Source organism: Novosphingobium sp. SG754 (assembly GCF_013149315.1).
GTDB classification, from domain to species: Bacteria; Pseudomonadota; Alphaproteobacteria; order Sphingomonadales; family Sphingomonadaceae; genus Novosphingobium; species Novosphingobium capsulatum.
In genome coordinates this window covers 717,256-734,722 of the sequence record NZ_JABGCC010000002.1, presented here as the reverse complement: position 1 = coordinate 734,722, position 17,467 = coordinate 717,256, and the positions used below count along the sequence as shown (strand labels likewise).

14 protein-coding genes are annotated in these 17,467 nt (G+C 65.3%); 10 read left to right on the top strand and 4 right to left on the bottom strand.

The window, feature by feature from the left end:
- The first annotated feature begins 228 nt into the window (after nucleotides 1-228).
- From FHW97_RS07835 to FHW97_RS07790, 10 genes are all read left to right on the top strand, one after another.
- On the top strand, nucleotides 229-2,031 hold the full coding sequence (locus tag FHW97_RS07835; protein ID WP_171798543.1) for a diguanylate cyclase: 1,803 nt from the start codon (nucleotides 229-231) through the stop codon (nucleotides 2,029-2,031).
- Nucleotides 2,032-2,168: 137 nt separating this feature from the next.
- On the top strand, nucleotides 2,169-3,410 hold the full coding sequence (locus FHW97_RS07830) for a lipoprotein-releasing ABC transporter permease subunit (protein ID WP_171798542.1): 1,242 nt from the start codon (nucleotides 2,169-2,171) through the stop codon (nucleotides 3,408-3,410).
- A gap of 7 nt (nucleotides 3,411-3,417) precedes the next feature.
- Nucleotides 3,418-4,092 (top strand): ABC transporter ATP-binding protein, encoded by a 675-nt coding sequence (locus tag FHW97_RS07825; protein WP_171798541.1) that lies wholly within the window; start codon nucleotides 3,418-3,420, stop codon nucleotides 4,090-4,092.
- A gap of 86 nt (nucleotides 4,093-4,178) precedes the next feature.
- Nucleotides 4,179-4,445, top strand: coding sequence for a hypothetical protein (locus tag FHW97_RS07820; RefSeq protein ID WP_022675278.1), 267 nt, complete (start codon nucleotides 4,179-4,181; stop codon nucleotides 4,443-4,445).
- 96 nt (nucleotides 4,446-4,541) lie between these two features.
- Nucleotides 4,542-5,045: a glutathione peroxidase gene (locus FHW97_RS07815; protein WP_171798540.1), complete on the top strand. Its 504-nt coding sequence runs from the start codon at nucleotides 4,542-4,544 to the stop codon at nucleotides 5,043-5,045.
- A 221-nt stretch (nucleotides 5,046-5,266) separates the two neighbouring features.
- The gene (locus tag FHW97_RS07810; RefSeq protein WP_253941642.1) at nucleotides 5,267-7,126 is read left to right on the top strand and encodes a DUF885 family protein; all 1,860 of its coding nucleotides are present in this window, start codon (nucleotides 5,267-5,269) and stop codon (nucleotides 7,124-7,126) included.
- 66 nt (nucleotides 7,127-7,192) lie between these two features.
- Complete coding sequence (gene dnaE, locus FHW97_RS07805; protein WP_171798539.1) at nucleotides 7,193-10,786, top strand: DNA polymerase III subunit alpha; 3,594 nt, start codon at nucleotides 7,193-7,195, stop codon at nucleotides 10,784-10,786.
- Between the two features lie 48 nt (nucleotides 10,787-10,834).
- The gene (locus FHW97_RS07800) at nucleotides 10,835-12,469 is read left to right on the top strand and encodes a long-chain fatty acid--CoA ligase (protein WP_171798538.1); all 1,635 of its coding nucleotides are present in this window, start codon (nucleotides 10,835-10,837) and stop codon (nucleotides 12,467-12,469) included.
- Nucleotides 12,466-12,786, top strand: coding sequence for a YbjQ family protein (locus FHW97_RS07795; RefSeq protein ID WP_022675283.1), 321 nt, complete (start codon nucleotides 12,466-12,468; stop codon nucleotides 12,784-12,786). The genes FHW97_RS07800 and FHW97_RS07795 overlap by 4 nt, the downstream gene beginning before the upstream one ends.
- The gene (locus FHW97_RS07790; protein ID WP_054131069.1) at nucleotides 12,783-13,070 is read left to right on the top strand and encodes a hypothetical protein; all 288 of its coding nucleotides are present in this window, start codon (nucleotides 12,783-12,785) and stop codon (nucleotides 13,068-13,070) included. Before FHW97_RS07795 ends, FHW97_RS07790 begins: the two co-directional genes overlap by 4 nt.
- 133 nt (nucleotides 13,071-13,203) lie before the next feature.
- Here FHW97_RS07790 and FHW97_RS07785 read toward each other — a convergent pair whose 3' ends face one another.
- The 4 genes from FHW97_RS07785 to FHW97_RS07770 form a co-directional block, all read right to left on the bottom strand.
- The gene (locus tag FHW97_RS07785; protein WP_171798537.1) at nucleotides 13,204-14,274 is read right to left on the bottom strand and encodes a PA0069 family radical SAM protein; all 1,071 of its coding nucleotides are present in this window, start codon (nucleotides 14,272-14,274) and stop codon (nucleotides 13,204-13,206) included.
- Nucleotides 14,275-14,339: 65 nt separating this feature from the next.
- Nucleotides 14,340-14,867 (bottom strand): molybdenum cofactor biosynthesis protein B, encoded by a 528-nt coding sequence (gene moaB / locus FHW97_RS07780; protein ID WP_022675286.1) that lies wholly within the window; start codon nucleotides 14,865-14,867, stop codon nucleotides 14,340-14,342.
- A gap of 15 nt (nucleotides 14,868-14,882) precedes the next feature.
- A complete protein-coding gene (locus FHW97_RS07775) occupies nucleotides 14,883-16,658 on the bottom strand; it encodes a lytic transglycosylase domain-containing protein (RefSeq protein ID WP_171798536.1) in 1,776 nt (591 codons plus the stop codon).
- A complete protein-coding gene (locus tag FHW97_RS07770; protein WP_171798535.1) occupies nucleotides 16,658-17,434 on the bottom strand; it encodes a hypothetical protein in 777 nt (258 codons plus the stop codon). Before FHW97_RS07770 ends, FHW97_RS07775 begins: the two co-directional genes overlap by 1 nt.
- Between the last annotated feature and the right edge of the window lie 33 nt (nucleotides 17,435-17,467).

The following is a 17,467-nucleotide window of genomic DNA, read 5'->3' as shown; positions in this document are numbered from 1 at the left end:
GGCCGAGCAATGGCGCCCATGTGGCGACGTTTGCCGCCAAAGGCAAGGGTGCGCGCAGCCCAGCCACTTGCCGTGCCCCGATTCAGGAGAAATTATCAATTCGCGCCATACAGTTGTTCAAGAGCGGCGATCACGGTGCGGCTGGTTTCCAAAACTTTACCATCGTATTGCGCGCTCAGCGCTGCCCCTTAGGTTGGAATTAACCATTTGGTGGCAGGTATAAGGGCCATGCAAACCGCCGTTCTTCCTCGGCCCCGTCTGGCCATAACCCCGGCAGCATCGCTGCGTGCCGCGCTCGTTACGGCACTCGCCTTTTTCATCAGTGCTTTCCTCGCCATCGAGTACAGCCGGCTGAGCGGCGGCGTGGCGATGGTTTGGGTTTCGAACGCGGTTCTCGCCTCGCGACTCAATGCATTGCCGACGCGGGTATGGCCGGCAACGATTGCCGCAACCGGCATCGCCAGTTGGCTCGTCACCGGTTTGTTCGGACTTGGTTGGCTGGCAGCGCCCGCGATGATGGTGATCAACCTGTTCGAGGGCGTGGTCGCCGCGGCGATCCTGCGCCGCCTCATGAAAGACCACTGGCCGCAAGACACTGCCGAATGGATGGCGGGCTACAGCCTGGGGATCGGCTTGTTCGTCCCGGTGATCGGCGCCATGCTGGCAGCGGTGATCGTATGGCTGACACTGGGCCAGCCGATGCGCGCCAGTTTCGTGGATTGGCTAGTGGGCCATTCGCTGGGCCTGTTGATTTTCCTGCCGGCGGGCAGCCTGTTGTGCCTGGCGTGGCAAACGCGCCAGCCGCTGGTGCCCAAGGGCAATGGCCTGCGCGCGCTGCTGCTGATCGGCGTGATGATCGTGCTGACGATCGCGGTGTTTTCGCAGATCGCCCGGCCCCTGCTGCTGTTTCCGCTGTTGCTCGTGCTGTTTGGCGCGGTTTGGGCCAATGCCATTGTCGCCCTGACCCTGCCGATCATTCTGGCAACGGTGGGCGGGTTGATGACCGTGCTGGGCCACGGCCCGATTGCCGACATGCAACTCGCACCCACCGATCTGCATGTCCTGGCCGGGCGGTTGCAGTTCTTCCAGGTCTATCTGGGCATTACCGTGCTGGCCGTGCTGCCGGTGGTGGCCGAGCAGGAACGCCGCCGCCGCCGCATGCTCGACCTGGCGAACAGCGAGGCGCGCTATCGCCTGCTGTCCGATCATGTGAGCGACGTGATCATCCACATGAGCCAGCGCGGCACGATCCGCTATGCCTCTCCTGCGATCACGCAATTGACCGGCCATGTGCCCGAACAACTGCACGGCGTGGATTTCCGCCAGATCGTGACGGAAGAGCACCGTGCCGCCGTGGCCGCTGCCTGGAATGCTGCCTTGGCCAGCCCGGGTGAACCGGTGGCGGTGGAGTTCCTGGGCCTGCCGCTGGGTGGCCCGGCGCGCTGGTTCGAGACCCATTTCCGCGCCGTGACCAACGAAAAAGGCGATGTCGATGGGCTGGTCTGCGTGACGCGCGACATTGCCCAGCGCAAGCGCATCGAGGAAGACCTCTCGCGCGCCGCGCTGACCGATCCGTTGACCGGTATTCCCAACCGCCGTGCCTTCTTCGAAACCGCCGAGCGCGTCGGCGCGCTGGGCGTGCCTTCGGCGCTGGCGGTGGTGGACATCGACTATTTCAAGCAGGTCAACGATCGCTATGGGCATGCCGTGGGCGATCGCGTGCTGCGCGCCTTTGCCGAGGCGGCCGTGGCGGCCGTGCGCTCGACCGATTTCGTGGCCCGCATCGGCGGGGAGGAATTTGCCGTCCTGCTGCCCGATACCGAACTGGTTCACGCCGAAAAGGTGTGCCAGCGCCTGGCCAAGGCGGTGAACGCGCTGGCGGTGGATACGCCCCAAGGCCCGGTCAAGATTACCATCAGCGCCGGCATCGCCGCGCTGGGCACCCATCCCGATGCTGCGCTGGCGGCGGCAGACAGCGCGCTCTATCGTGCCAAGGCCGAAGGCCGCGCCCGGCTGCGCGTGGCAGCCTGAAAGGGCTTGGCAGCACCAAACGCGGGAACCATCGCGGCACTCCATGATTGGGCAGGGGCGTCTTGCCCTGTCGTGCCCGCCGTCCTAAAGCCGCGGCCGACAAATCCGTCCAGTTCCAGCGCGAAAGTGTGCCGCCTTTGATCCTCTCGCCTTTCGAATGGACCATCGCCAAGCGTTACATGCTACCCGGACGCGGAGAAGCGTTTATTGCCATGGTGGCCGGCATCAGCCTGGCCGCCGTGATGCTGGGCGTGGCCGCGCTGGTGATCGTGATGAGCGTCATGAACGGCTTTCGCGCCGAACTGCTCGACAAGATCGTGGGCCTCAACGGCCACGCCGTGATCCAGGCCTATGGCGGGCGGCTTGAAGATTGGCAGGATATCCTGGCAAAGCTGGAAAAGATGCCTGGCGTCACCCGCGCGTCCCCGCTGATCGAGCAGCCTCTGCTGACCAGCTTCAACGGCCGGGTGGAAGCCATCGTGCTGCGCGGCAACACGCCCAAGGATATCAACCGCCTGTCTGACAAGCTCAAGGCCGGCAATCTTGCCGCCTTGCAGCCGGGCAGCGACAACGTTGCGATCGGGTCGCGCCTGGCTGAAAGCCTGGGGGCGCAGGTGGGTGACACGATCACGATCATCAACCCCGCTGGTCGCTCCACCCCATTTGGCACGGTGCCGCGCCAAGTGGGCTACAAAGTGGCGGCGATCTTTGAAGTCGGCGTCTATGACTACGACAACGCGTTCGTGGTTATGCCCATCCCTGATGCGCAGACCCTTTTGCTCACCGGTGATTCGATCGGCATGATCGAGGTGACGACCACCGACCCTGATACGGTCATGACCACGCTTGGCCCGCTCAAGAAGCAGCTGGAAGGCCGCGCGCAGATCGCCGACTGGAAGACGATCAACGCCAGCCTGTTTGAGGCCCTGGCCGTGGAACGCGTGGCGATGTTCGTGGTGCTGTCGATCATCGTGCTGGTCGCGGTGTTCAACATCCTTTCGTCGCTGATCATGCTGGTTCGCGCCAAGACGCGCGACATCGCGATCCTGCGCACGATGGGTGCCTCGCGGCGCAGCCTGCTCAAGATCTTCATGGCCATCGGCTTTGTCATCGGCGCGCTGGGGACGATCGTGGGCCTCGCGCTCGGCTTCGTGTTTCTCTATTTCCGCCAGCCGATCGTGCATCTGGTGGAACTGCTCACCGGCCAGAATCTGTGGGACCCTTCGATCCGTTTCCTGACCGAACTGCCCAGCCGCAGCGACCCGGTGGAAATTATCGTGATTGCGCTGATGGCGCTGGTCCTGAGCTTCCTCGCCACCCTCTATCCCGCCCTCAAGGCAGCCAGCACCGACCCGGTGCAGGTGCTTCGTTATGAGTGAGACGGCCATGAACCAACCCGTCGTCCGCCTGCGCAACCTGCGCCGCAGTTTCGAGCAGGGCGGCGTGCGCATCGACGTGCTGCGCGGCGTGAACCTCGATATCCGCCCCGGCGAAATCGTCGCGCTGCTCGGGCCGTCGGGCTCGGGCAAGTCCACCATGCTGCAGGCCGTTGGCCTGCTCGAAGGCGGCTTTGAAGGCATGATCGAGATTGCCGGAACCGATGCGGCCAAGCTCAACGGCGATGCCCGCACCGTGTTGCGCCGCGATCACCTGGGCTTTGTCTATCAGTTTCACCACCTCCTTCCCGATTTCAACGCCACCGAAAACGTGATCCTGCCCCAACTCGTTTCGGGCAAGCCAGAGAAGGAGGCGCGCGAGCGGGCGACCGAACTGCTCACTGCACTGGGCCTTGGCCACCGCCTCGACCATCGCCCCAGCCAGCTTTCGGGCGGCGAACAGCAGCGCGTTGCCGTGGCCCGCGCGCTGGCCAATCGGCCGGCGCTGGTTCTGGCCGATGAGCCGACCGGCAATCTGGACGAGGCGACCGCCGATCGCGTGCTCGACGAGTTTCTCAAGCTGGTGCGCGGCGAGGGCAGCGCGGCGCTGGTCGCCACGCACAACGAACGGCTTGCTGTGCGCATGGACCGGGTCATGCGCCTGAACGAGGGCGTCTTGGTGTAAGCCCAGGTTCACATAGGTATTGCTTTGCTATGGAAACCGGAGGACGCTTTGTGCGTTGCCGGGGAACCCAAGGAGGGTTTTATCAGATGAATACCACAATTCGTGCCGAAGGCCGCGCAGGTGCCCAAGATTTCTGGAACGATCACGCCACGATCGTGACGCGCGATGCCGCGGGCAGCGTGCTGCATGGCTTTGCCGTGCTGCATTCGGGCAGCTTTGCCGAAATGGTCCGCATGATGGGCCGCATGCCCGAAGCCGATCGCAACGACCTCGTCATCGAAAAGTCCGGCGATCGCAGCTATGGCCCGGCCGAAGCGCTGGAACTGTTCAAGCGGGCTGACTTCCCGCTTTAATGCGGTGAACCAAGGCATTGATTTCGGGGGCCAAGCCGTGGCAACACGGCATGGGGACGGGACCGACCCGGAGCGATGCCTGCGGAGCGCACTGCCATGCATAATTCTGCCATAAGCGAGCCGAAGACCATTGCCGATTTCGACGCGCGCTTGCCCAATGGTGAGCGGGTCAGCCTGGCTGATCGGCTCGGCAAAGTCGTGCTGGTGGTGAACACCGCATCGAAATGCGGTTTCACCCCGCAATATGAAGGCCTGGAAACGCTATGGCGCCATCACCGCGACGCCGGGTTCGAAATCCTGGCGTTTCCCTGCAACCAGTTCGGCGCGCAAGAGCCCGGCTCGGCTGACGAGATCGCCAGCTTTTGCCAGGTGAATTTCGGCTTGAGCTTTCCCCTGATGGCCAAAGTTGACGTCAACGGCGACAAGGCCGAACCCTTGTTCGATTGGCTCAAGGCGCAGGCGCCCGGCGTTTTGGGAACGAAGGCGATCAAATGGAACTTCACCAAGTTCCTGATCGATCGCAACGGCCATGTCGTGCGCCGCTATGCCCCCACCGACAAGCCCGAGGCGATCGAGGCTGACATTGTCGCTTTGCTTTAGGGCGCATGCGCCGATTGGACGTGGCGATTTAGAAAGCTGGACCCCGGATCAAGTCCGGGGTGACGTGGCGTTTAATCACCACACATTATGCTCGTCACCCCGGACTTGATCCGGGGTCCAGCTTTTCTCCGGCCTCACGCTGCGCCAGCTTGTTTCGGTTGTAAACAGTTGGAGGTTTTGTACAAAAACTGCCAACCGCACAATCCACGCAGGGGGCAATCATGATCAAGCCAATTCACGCCATGCTGGCTGCCACAGCCATGGTGTCATGCCTGGCAGGCGGCGCTGCGCTGGCGCGTGATACGTCCACCGCGCCTGCCGCCACCGCGCCGACCAGCGCAGCCGCAGCGCAGGATGCGCGCCTTGCCGCGTTTCTTGACAAGGAATTCGCCGCCGAACTGGCGCTGCGGCCCCAGCTTGCCACCCGCCTGGGCCGCAAGGAAGGCATGGACCGGCTGGACGACAACAGCGACGCCGGCATGCTGCGTCGCCTGGAATGGCGGCGGGGCAGCGTTTCCCGGATGAAAGCGGCGTTTTCCCGTGATGCGCTCTCTCCTGAAGGGCGGATCAACTACGATATCTGGGCGCTGGAACTCGATCGGGCCGAACTGCAATACCGTTTTCGCCGTTATCAGCCGCCGTTTTATTCCTACCTCTATTCCGTCCACGCCGAACTGCCCAATTTCCTGATCAACACGCACCAGGTGCAGGACGCTTCAGACATGGCGGCCTATATCACGCGGTTGCGCGCGATCCCGGCGGTGCTCGACACCGCGATCGGCCAATCGACGCAATCGGCCGCCATGGGCATCCTGCCGCCGCGGTTTCAGCTGGAACGCGTGATTTCCGGCAGCAAGGGCCTGATCACCGGCGCGCCGTTTGACAACGGCCCGGCCTCGCCCTTGCTCAACGATGCCGAAACCAAGATCGCCAAGCTGCTGACGGCCAAAGCGATTTCGCCGGTGCAGGCCGCCCAGCTGACCGAGCAGGCGGTCGATGCGGTGCGCGCCTTGCAGCCGGCCTATCAGCGGGTAATCGCCTGGGCGCAGGGCAATCTGGCCAAGGCGCGTTCGGGCGTGGTGGGCGTTGGCACGCTGCCGGGCGGGGCAGACTGGTATGCTGCGGCGCTGCGCCTCAACACCACGACCGACCTGACGCCCGAACAAATCCACCAGACCGGCCTTGCCGAAGTCACACGGATCAATGCCGCTGAAGATGCCCTGGCGCGCAAGGCCGGGTTTGCCGATGCTGCTGCGCTGCGGGCCGATATCGTCGCCAAGGACCCGCCGCGCCCGTGGACCGACGAATTGCGCGCCGCGCGCCTGGCCAAGTCCAACGCCATCGTCAATGCCAACCGGGCCCTGTTGCCCAAGGTGTTCACCATGCTGCCCGCCTATGGCACCGAAGTGGTGCGCGAGCCGGCATTTAGCGAAGTAGCCGGCGGGGCCGCCCACGCTGCCTTTGCCAGCGCCGATGGCAAGCGGCCGGGCCGCGTATGGCTGCACATGCTGGGCGAGAAAGACCCCGATGCCACGCTCTATACGCTGATGTGCCACGAGGGCATCCCCGGCCACCTGATGCAGGGCGATATCCAGGTGCGGCAGACCGGCACGCCGCAGTTCCGCAAGGCCTATACCTACGTCGCATTCAGCGAGGGCTGGGCGCTCTATGCCGAGCGGCTGTGCAGCGAAATGGGGGCGTTCCCCGATGCCGCCGCCGATCTGGAGCGGCTGGATGCCGAACTGTTCCGCGCCGCGCGCCTGGTGGTGGATACCGGCATCCATGCCAAGGGCTGGTCGGAAGACCAGGCCGTGCAATACCTGATCGACACCGCGCATCTGCCGGCGCAGCAGGCCCGTTCGGAAGTGCGGCGCTATATCACCGTGCCGGGGCAGGCGACTGGCTACAAGGTGGGCATGCTGCGAATCGTCGCGCTGCGGGAAAAGGCGCAGGCCGCGCTGGGCACCAAGTTCGATCTGCGCGGCTTCAACGATCTGGTGGTGAGCGCCGGTTCGGTGCCGCTGTCGGTGCTGGAAGGACGGGTTGACGCCTGGATTGACGGCCAGCGGGCCAAGGGGTGATCGTTATCTGTTGATGAGGGCGCGCTGCCCCTCAAAATCAGGCGAAGGCCATGCTATCTTGCCGGCATGGCCTTCGCACCCTTCGTTCCGCTGCGCGTCTTTTCGTCGTACACCATGCTGGACGGGGCGATCGACCCCAAGGCGATTGCCAAGACGGCGGAAAAGCGCGGCTTCCCGGCTATTGCCATCACCGACCGCAATGGCCTTTACGGCAGCGCTGCCTTTGCCAAGGCGTGCAAGGACGGCGGCGTGCAGCCGATCATCGGCACCATGCTGGCCGTTGCCCGCCCCGAACGCGAGGGCGCATCCAGCCCCGGCTTTGGCCCGCAGGCGCCAACGATCGACTGGCTGGCGCTCTATGCCCAGGATGCGCGCGGCTATGACAATATCTGCCACCTGGTCAGCCGGGCCCACCTCGATCGCCCGCTGGAGCATGCACCGCACGTGCTGCTGTCTGATCTGGAAGGCTATACCGACAGCCTGATCTGCCTGACAGCGGCGGGCGAGGGGGCGCTGGTGCGCCTGCTGGCCGGCGAACAGCAGACCGCAGCCGAAGCTTATTGCACACGGTTGCAGGCGCTGTTTCCCGATCGGCTCTATATCGAAGTGGCACGCCGCAACGAGGCCAGCGAGGAAGCAGCCGAAACGGGGCTGATCGCGCTCGCCTATGATCGCGATCTGCCGTTGGTGGCGACCAATCCGGCCTGCTTTGCCGATGCGCAGTTCTATGATGCGCACGATGCCATGCTGTGCATCGCCAGTTCCACCCATGTCGACAGCCCGGATCGCCCGCGATCATCGGCACAATGGTGGATCAAGCCGATCGAGGCGATGCAGGAGCTGTTTGCCGACCTGCCCGAGGCATTGGCCAATACCCTGGTGGTGGCGCAACGCACCGCCTGCATCCCGCCCAAGCGCAAGCCGATCCTGCCTAGCCTGGCCGGTGACAAGGAAGGGGAGGCGCTGGCCTGCGCGCGCGACAGCCGCACTGGCCTGGTTGCCCGGCTCAAGCCCTATTACCCGGAACACTGCCACGCCGAATTGGCGCAGGTCCTGTGCCTGGAGCCCGAAGCCGAACCGGACGGCGCAGACTATCCCGAACTCGCGGCGGCGGGCGTGTGGGACGAGGTGCTGGAATACCGCAAGCGGTTGGAGTTCGAGGTTTCGATCATCAACCGCATGGGCTTTGGCGGCTACTTCCTGATCGTGGCCGACTTTATCAAGTGGGCCAAGGATCATGACATTCCGGTGGGGCCGGGGCGTGGTTCGGGCGCCGGCTCGCTGGTCGCCTGGGCGCTGACCATTACCGATCTCGATCCGATCAAGCTGGGCCTGCTGTTCGAACGCTTCCTCAACCCGGAACGCGTATCGATGCCCGACTTCGATATCGACTTTTGCGAAACGCGGCGTGGCGAAGTGATCCGCTATGTCCAGGCCAAGTATGGCGCCGATCACGTCGCGCAGATCATCACGTTCGGTAAGCTGAAAGCCCGCGCCGTGCTGCGCGATACCGGGCGCATCCTGCAGATGAGCTATGGCCAGACCGACCGGCTGTGCAAGATGGTGCCCAACCATCCCACCGATCCCTGGACGCTGGAGCGCGCGCTCAACGGCGTGATGGAATTGAAGCGCGAGTATGATCGCGATCCCGAGGTCAAGCGCTTGATCGACCTGGCGCGCCAGTTGGAAGGCCTGCCGCGCAACAGCTCTACCCACGCGGCGGGCGTGGTGATCGGGGACCGGCCGCTGGCGCAACTGGTGCCGCTCTATCGCGATCCCCGGTCAGACATGCCGGTGACCCAGTTCGACATGAAGCATGTCGAGGACGCAGGGCTGGTCAAGTTCGACTTCCTCGGCCTCAAGACCTTGTCGGTGCTGCGCAAGGCAGTGGATCTGCTGGCCAAGCGCAGCATCACCATCGATCTGTCGCTGCTGCCGCTCGATGATGCGGCGGTCTATCGCCTGCTCCAGGTGGGTGACACGGTCGGTGTGTTCCAGCTGGAATCGGAAGGCATGCGGCGCACGCTGGCGGCGGTGAAGCCCACCAATTTCGGTGACATCATCGCGCTCGTCTCGCTCTATCGCCCTGGCCCGATGGACAACATTCCGCTGTTCGGACGCCGCAAGAACGGGCTGGAAGCGATTGAATATCCGCATGAAAAGCTGTCGGTCATTCTGGCGGAAACCTATGGCATTTTTGTTTACCAGGAACAGGTGATGCAGGCCGCGCAGATTCTGGCGGGCTATTCGCTGGGTGACGCTGACTTGCTGCGCCGCGCCATGGGCAAGAAGATCCAGGCGGAAATGGACCAGCAGCGCCTGCGCTTCGTGGCCGGGTGCAAGGAGGTTTCGCAGATCGAGGCGGGCAAGGCCAACGAACTGTTCGACTTGATCGACAAGTTCGCCGGCTATGGCTTCAACAAGAGCCATGCTGCCGCCTATGCCTTGCTGGCCTATCACACCGCGTGGTTCAAGGCGCATTACCCGCACGAATTCTATGCCGCGTCGATGTGCTTCGACATGCACCAGTCGGAAAAGCTCAACATCTTTGTCGACGACATGCGCCGCAACGGCGTGGCACTGGCGGGGCCTGACATCAACCATTCCGAAGCCGAATTCACCGTGGAGCGGACCGCCGACGGCCACGCCGTGCGCTATGCCCTGGCTGGCCTGCGCAACGTGGGCGAAAAGGCGATGGATGCGATCGTCGCGGAGCGGGAGGCGAGTGGACCGTTCGCCTCGCTCGACGATCTGTTCAAGCGCATTCCCGCTGGCTCGATGAACCGGCGCCAGCTCGAAGCCCTGGCTGCGGCCGGCGCGCTCGATGGGCTGGAGCCTAATCGGGCCAAGATCATTGCCAACGCCGAACTGCTGATGGCGGTGGCCGATGAAGCGGTGCGCAGCCGCACCTCTGGCCAGGGCGGCCTGTTCGGCGGCGACGGGCATGATCAGCCGGCCACGCGGCTGGCGGAAACCAAGCCATGGAGCCGCGCCGATCAGATGGCTGCCGAGCGCGAGAACTTCGGCTTCTATTTCGCCGCGCACCCGGTGGAGGAATACCGCGCCGTGGCGAGCGCCAATGGTGCGCGCACCTATGGCAGCCTGATGGCGGGTTCTGGTGATGGCGGTGGCGCCGCGCGATCGGCGGCGGTCATGGCGGCGCTGGTGGAAAACGTCCAGAAGCGCAAGACCAAGCGCGGCAAGGACTTTGTCATGGCCGATTTTTCCGACAGCAGCGGGCTGTTTTCGGCCTCGTGCTTTGAAGAAACCCTGGTCGACGATTTCGTCGCCTGGGCGCGCGAAGGCACCTGCGTGCTGCTCAATGTCGAACTCGATCGGCCCAACCCTGACGAGCCGCCACGCGTGACCGTGCGCGGCGCCCGCCCGCTGTCGAGCGTGACCAGCGCGGCGCGCATGCACCTGACGCTGGACGTGACACGCGAGGATGCCCTGCGCGAACTGGCGCTGCTCTTGCCGCGCGAGCCCGATGGCAAGGGCGAGGTGATCGCCCGGCTGCGCACCGCGAGTGGGGCCGAGCCGCGCGTGCGGCTGGGGCGCAATTTCAAGCTCGACAGCGATTTGATCGAAAGATTGGTGCCGATCGAAGGGCTGGCCAACATGGCGCTGACCGCCAAGGCTGACCTGCGGCTGGTGAAATAACACGTCAGCCGGGCGACACGACCCGGCAGAACAAGAGAGGGCAGAGCGATGCTGGGCGGAATGCAGGACTGGCCGCTGCGCGTGGGCCGCTTGGTCGATCACGCCGCGCGAGAGCATGGCACGCGGTCCATCGTCAGCCGCTGGGCGGATGGCCGCGAAACCGAAACCACCTGGAGAGAGGTGCGCGACGATGCGGCGCGGCTGGCAGCGACGCTGCGCCGCGTCGGTGTTCAGCCCGGTGATCGCGTGGCGACGCTAGCCATGAACCACGCCCATCACCTGGCTGCCTGGTATGGCATTCCTGGCGCCGCGGCGGTGCTGCACACGGTGAACCCGCGCCTGTTCGACGATCAACTCGAATTCATCGTCAACCACGCAGAAGACCGGGTCATGCTGTTCGACGCGGTGTTTGCCCCGCTGGTGGAACGGATGAAACCGCGCTGGCCCAGCGTGGAGCACTACGTCTGCTTTGACAGCGACGGGCCTGCGCCGGCCTTTGCCGACTGGATCGGCGATGACCGCGCCGATTGGGTGGAGGGTGACGAGCGCGAAGCCTGCATGCTGAGCTACACCAGCGGCACCACGGGCAATCCCAAGGGCGTGCTCTATTCGCACCGGTCCACCGTGCTGCACGCGCTCTCGATGCTGCAACGGCAGGTGTTTGGCCTGGAAAGCCGCAGTGTAATGCTGCCGGTCGTGCCGATGTTCCACGCGGCCTGCTGGGGCGCGCCGTGGGCAGCGGCGAGCGTCGGGGCCAAGCTGGTGTTTTCTGCCGTGGCCGAGCCGGCGGTGCTGTGCGATCTGCTGCATCGCCACGCGGTAACCGCCGTGGCGGGTGTGCCCACGGTCTGGCTGGGGCTGACGCAATATGTCGATGCCACGGCCGATGGCGCCTTTCCGCCGGCGCTGCGCGATGTGCTGTGCGGTGGATCGGCCCTGCCGCGCACCCTGGTGGAGCGGTTCATGGCGGCGGGGCTGCGCGTCAGCCATGCCTGGGGCATGACCGAAACCTCGCCCATCGGCACGTCTGGCGGTGAGCCGTGGAACTGGGACACGCTCGATTTCCAGGCGCAGGTCTCGCTCAAGGCGATGCAGGGGCGCCCGCCGTTTGGCGTGGAGATGCGCTGCGTCGATCTGGGAAATGCCACGCGCGTGCTGCCCCGCGATGGCAAGACGGCAGGCGCGCTGCAGGTGCGCGGGCCGTGGGTGATCCAGCGCTATTTCAAGGCCGAGGCCGATGCCGTGGATGGCGACGGCTGGTTCGACACCGGCGACGTGGCGATCCTCCACCCCGAGGGCACGTTGCAGATCACCGACCGGACCAAGGACGTGATCAAGTCGGGCGGGGAATGGATCAGTTCGGTCGATCTGGAAAACATCGCCGTTGGCCATCCGGCCGTGGCCGAAGCCGCCGCGATCGGCATTCCCCATCCGCGCTGGGACGAACGCCCGCTGCTGGTGGTGGTGCTGCGCCCTGGAATGACCGCCACGGCGGATGACCTGCGCGACTATCTGTCCAGCCGGGTTGCCAAATGGTGGCTGCCCGATGCCGTGGTCTTTGTCGAAAGCCTGCCGCACACCGGCACCGGCAAGATTTCCAAGAAGGATCTGCGCGCACAATTCCATGGCTTTTCATGGGATCAAGCGCCATCATCGGCGGCAATCAACGGGAGAGAACCATGATCGTCACGACCACCGAAAACATCGCCGGCCATGAAGTGGTGGAAAGCCTAGGGCAGGTGTTCGGCGTGGTGGTGCGCAGCCGCGGCCTGGCTGGCAACATCGTGGCGGGCCTGCGCACGATCATTGGCGGCGAGATCAAGGAATATTCGGCGCTGGTCGAAGATACGCGGCGCCACGCGATCGATCGGCTGGTGATGAATGCGCGGCTGATGGGTGCCGACGCCGTGGTGATGATGCGCTTTGACTCTGGCTCCATCGGCCAGACCATGAACGAGGTGGTGGCCTATGGCACGGCCGTGAAGCTGGCCAGGCCGTGACCGGCGGGGCACGCATCGCCGCGCTGGTGACAGCGGGGCTGGTCGGCCTGGGCGGAGTGGCCCTGCATCTGGTGACGGGTCATGGCTGGGGCCTGATCGGCCTTGGCGCGGTGATCGCGCTCGGCACGTTGTTCGAAGGGCGTTACCGCGCGCGGATGCCCGAAGGACAGGTGCAGTGGCAGCGCACCGGCGAGTGCGAAGTAGACGTCGAAACCGGCGCGGTGGTGGAAGTGTGGTACGATCCGCTGACCGGCGCGCGCAAGTATGAGCCGGTGGCGGATTAATTGGGCGCTTAGGTTTCCACCACCCCCCGACCCCCTCCTCTGAAGAGGAGGGGGAGTTAAGTAGCTGACATAAAAGCCCCCTCCTCTTCAGAGGAGGGGGTTGGGGGGTGGTGGAAATCATGCGCCGCACCTCTCAAAACAAGTCCATCTGCCCATCCCGCGAAGGCGCGCGGAACTGGCTGCAATCCAGATCGAGCCGCTCTTGCGGGATGCCGGCGCGGCGCAACGCCAGGCGGAAGCGAGTGCGGACAAGATCGGCCCAAACGCCCTTGGGCTTCATCCGGGTGTGGAAGCTGGCGTCATAATCCTTGCCGCCACGCATCGATTGCACCGTATGCATCACCTTGGCAGCGCGATCGGGAAAATGCGTGTCGAGCCATTCGCGGAACAGCGGCGCCACCTCGTGCGGCAGGCGCAGCATGATCCAACTGGCCGAGCGCACGCCCAGCGCGCCGGCATCCATCAGGATCTGTTCGAGGAACTGATCGGTAATGGCCGGAATGATCGGCGAGACGCCGACATGCGCGGGAACCCCGGCCTCCACCAAAGTACCGAGCGCCGCCATGCGCTTGGCCGGGCTGGCCGCGCGCGGTTCGAGCAGGCTGGACAGGCGCGGATCGAGGCTGGTGATCGAGATGCCGACCGCCACCAGCCGGCGCGCCGCCAGCGCGCGTAGCAGATCGAGATCATCGAGCACGCGCGCAGACTTGGTGGTGATGGTGACGGGGTGGCCCACGTCCAGGCACAGTTCCAGCACCTGGCGCGTGATGCGATAATCCCGCTCGATCGGCTGATAGGGATCGGTGTTGGTGCCCATGGCCAGTGGCCTTGGGCTATATCCGCGCTTGGCAAAGGCCTGGCGCAAAAGCGCGGCCGCCTGCGGTTTGGCAAACAGCTTCGTCTCGAAATCGAGGCCCGGCGAGAGATCGTGATAGGCGTGGGTTGGTCGGGCGTAGCAATAGATGCAGCCATGCTCGCAGCCGCGATAGGCATTGACGCTGCGGTCAAACGGAATGTCGGGAGAGGCGTTGAACGTGAGGACCGACTTGGGAAATTCCTCCGTCACCGTCGTGCGCAGGGGCGGGGCGGCGCCGTCGATATCAGGCGCCATGTCGCGCCAGTCGCCATCAGCCTCGCGCTGGGCAAGGCCGAAGCGCGTGGGCACCGCGCCGGATTGCGCACCCCTGCCTTTGATCGGTTGCATGCATGAGAACATAGCATGAACATGCGGGCAGAGGAAGCCAGTTCCTCCCCGGCACGGGGAGGAGCTTACTTTTCGAGCAGCCTTGGCATCAGTTCGACGAAGTTGCAGGGGCGATTGCGGCTGTCGAGCTGTTCGGCGAGGATGCCGTCCCAGCCATCCTTCACCGCGCCGTTCGAGCCGGGCAGCGCAAAGATATAGGTGCCGCGCGCCACTACGGCGCAGGCGCGGGACTGGATCGTGCTGGTGCCGATGGTCTTGTAGCTGAGCCAGCGGAACAGCTCGCCAAAGCCGGGAATGTCGCGGGTCTTTACCCGGTCGAGCGCCTCTGGCGTCACGTCGCGACCGGTCAGCCCGGTGCCGCCGGTGATCACCACGGCATCGACCTTGGGATCGTCGATCCAGTTGTTGAGTCGCGTGGCGATGACGCCAGCATCATCCTTGTCGATGCCGCGCGCCACCAGGGCGTGTCCGGCATCGCGAATGCGCTGGGCAAGGATGTCGCCCGAGGTGTCCTCATCCGGTCCGCGCGTGTCGGAAACGGTGAGCAGGGCGATGTTGATCGGCTTGAAAGTGCGCGTCGTGTCTATGGCCATGGCGGCGTGATGCGCTCAATTCCCGCCCATCGCAACCCGGACATTGTCGGCGCCGGCCAGGCCCGGGAACTTGGGCCACAAGCCCTGGACCAGGCCGATCCGGCTATCCGACGGGCCACCGGCCTGGCGTTCGTACATCCAGTAGTTGCGCATCACGGCCGAAACATAGCCGCGCGTTTCCCAATAGGGGATCGATTCCATCCACAGCAGCGGATCACCCTGGTCCTTCACCTGGGTGTTCCAGCGCGCCACCGGCATCGGGCCGGCGTTGTAGGCGGCGATCACCTTGGGCAGCAGCCCGCCGGTGGCGCCATTGTCGCGCAGCCGCGTGAGGTAGGTCTGGCCAAACGCCAGGTTCACCCCGGGCAGATCGAGCTGGGTGTCGCGGCCCTGCATGACCGGATCGGCCCGTGCCATGTCGCGCGCGGTGCCGGGCAGCACCTGCATCAGGCCCTTAGCGCCGGCCGGGCTGGTTACCGCCGTGCGGAAGTTCGATTCCTGCAGCGAGTGGGCAAAGAGCAGCGCGGGATCGACTTTCCAGCCATTGGCCGGGACCCACTTGGGCGCGGGGAAGCGTGCCGCTTCATCGGCGCGCGCGCCAGCCGGGGCGTTATAGGCCATCCACAGCTGGGTGGATGGCAGGCCCAGGTCGCGCGCCAGGCGCGAAAGCGGGGCATACTGGCTGGGCGCACCGATCCGCGCCTGATAGCGCAGCACATCGTCGGCCAGACCATCCTCACCGATTTCAGCAAGCTGGACGGCGAGGCGCACATTGTTGACATCGCGAAGCGATTGCCAATCGGCAGCGGAGAAATCGGGCGCTGGGGGCGGCGTCGCGCTGCGCAGGCCCAGCGCCTCTGCGGCCATCATGCCATAGAGCGTGTCGCTGTTGCGGGCAGCCGCGCGCAGCATGCCGGACACCTTTTCCGGCTGGCGGCAGCGCACCATGGCGCGGCTGGCCCAGTAATAGCCGGCCGAAACCAGTTCCGGGTTGCCGCCCTGCGTCGCTGCCTGCTGGAACGCATCGGCCGCGGCCATGCAATCGTCCATGCGCCAGGCAGCGAGCCCGGCGGTCCACAGCGCCTCGGCCACCCATGGGCCAGAGCCGCCCTGCGTGGCGGAGAGCGCGACGAGCCGGGCATTGGGATCGTCGTTTTCGATGTAGAAGCTCCAGCCGACCTTCTGGCGCCATTCGGCGCGGGCGTCGGACGAAAGGTTGGCGTCGATCCCATCGAGCAGCACGCGGGCGCCCGTGGGGTCATCAGCCTTGATCCGCTCTTGAATGGCCTGGGCCACGCTATCGGGCATCGTGCCATCGGCAATGCTGCGCGGGCGGGTGCGGCGCGGCGTGCTGGGCAGCGTGGCGAACGATTGCGCGCTGGGCGTGATCGGCAGCGAGATGGCCCCGCGCTTGAGCGCCAGGCGGCCGAGTTGGTCGGTCCACGGCAGATCGGGCGCGCGGGCGATCAGATCGGTGAGCGAGGCGAGATCCGCCTTGGGCGAGGTGGCGGCCAGATAATACTGCGCACGGGCCACGGCCTGAAGCGGGCCATCGCTGCGCTGGGCCAGCATGGTCTGGACATTGGTCCAGTCCTGCCGCTCGATCGCGGCGAACAGCTGGGTGTAATAGGTGCGGTCGTCCTGGCTGAGCAGGGTTGGCACCGCGGTGCGGTCTGCCCGGCTGCGGAAGTACTCCACGGCCGCGCTGTTGGCGTGTGCAGGCGCGGCCAGGCCGGCGATGCAGGCAAGGGCTGCAGCCGGCAGGCAAGCGCGGTGAAAGCGCCGGATCATCACGTCAGGTCTGTTCCCGTCCAGTCAAGCAAGCGGTTCCACAAGGCCGCCTTGTGCGCCGGGCGAGCCACGAGCGCCGCAAGATCGTATGCGAAAACCGCAGGTACGCATCCACCGTCATGGTTAAACTCTCGTAAATCGGCAGCATTATTCGGCAAGCTGTGGCCAAGAAGCGTTGAAATGCCGCTGCGGCCCAGGATCAGCGCGCGTTTGGGAGCTGCCATCGCGGCGTGATGGGCGAGGAGTGCGCCCAGGCCTTCTGCCCGCAACTGGCCCCAATCGGGCATCGGCACATGCACCGGCAGGGCGGCGGCGCAATAGACCTGATCGCGCGCAAGGCCCAATGCGGCCAGCATCCCGTCCACTACCTTGCCGCCTCGGCCGCTGAGCAGGCCGGCTTCGTCATCCGCCTCGGGCATGGGCAGCAGGATCATCAGCGGCGCGCCGGCCGGGCCGGTGGGGGCGATGCGGCGCGCTGACGGGAAGGGCAGGCTGGGCGTTTCCAGCCACCAGGCGTGGAAATCATCAAGGGTTTGCGGCCAATCCCGCGCCAGGCCGCCCATCGCCGGCGGCGGTGGTGGCGGGGCAAAGGTGGCGGCGCCATTTCCGGCCTTGGCATTGGCCTTGGCCGCAGCCTTGCGGTCGCTTTCCAGCCAGGATTGCGGCGTATCGCTCAACATTCCATCGAGCCCGGCATCCTCCCACCAGGCAAAGGCAGCGTCGACCAGGGCAGACAGGGAATGGCCGGCGGCAGTGCCGGCAGGGGGCTGGCTCATGCCGCAACCTGTGGCGCGATGCCTTTTTGTCTC

Coding starts and splice junctions, on each gene's coding strand:
- FHW97_RS07835 (WP_171798543.1), top strand. CDS start 229: ATGCAAACCGCCGTTCTTCCTCGGCCCCGTCTGGCCATAACCCCGGCA.
- FHW97_RS07825 (WP_171798541.1), top strand. CDS start 3,418: ATGAACCAACCCGTCGTCCGCCTGCGCAACCTGCGCCGCAGTTTCGAG.
- FHW97_RS07820 (WP_022675278.1), top strand. CDS start 4,179: ATGAATACCACAATTCGTGCCGAAGGCCGCGCAGGTGCCCAAGATTTC.
- FHW97_RS07815 (WP_171798540.1), top strand. CDS start 4,542: ATGCATAATTCTGCCATAAGCGAGCCGAAGACCATTGCCGATTTCGAC.
- FHW97_RS07810 (WP_253941642.1), top strand. CDS start 5,267: ATGATCAAGCCAATTCACGCCATGCTGGCTGCCACAGCCATGGTGTCA.
- dnaE (WP_171798539.1), top strand. CDS start 7,193: ATGGCCTTCGCACCCTTCGTTCCGCTGCGCGTCTTTTCGTCGTACACC.
- FHW97_RS07800 (WP_171798538.1), top strand. CDS start 10,835: ATGCTGGGCGGAATGCAGGACTGGCCGCTGCGCGTGGGCCGCTTGGTC.
- FHW97_RS07795 (WP_022675283.1), top strand. CDS start 12,466: ATGATCGTCACGACCACCGAAAACATCGCCGGCCATGAAGTGGTGGAA.
- FHW97_RS07785 (WP_171798537.1), bottom strand. CDS start 14,274: ATGCAACCGATCAAAGGCAGGGGTGCGCAATCCGGCGCGGTGCCCACG.
- moaB (WP_022675286.1), bottom strand. CDS start 14,867: ATGGCCATAGACACGACGCGCACTTTCAAGCCGATCAACATCGCCCTG.
- FHW97_RS07775 (WP_171798536.1), bottom strand. CDS start 16,658: ATGATCCGGCGCTTTCACCGCGCTTGCCTGCCGGCTGCAGCCCTTGCC.
- FHW97_RS07770 (WP_171798535.1), bottom strand. CDS start 17,434: ATGAGCCAGCCCCCTGCCGGCACTGCCGCCGGCCATTCCCTGTCTGCC.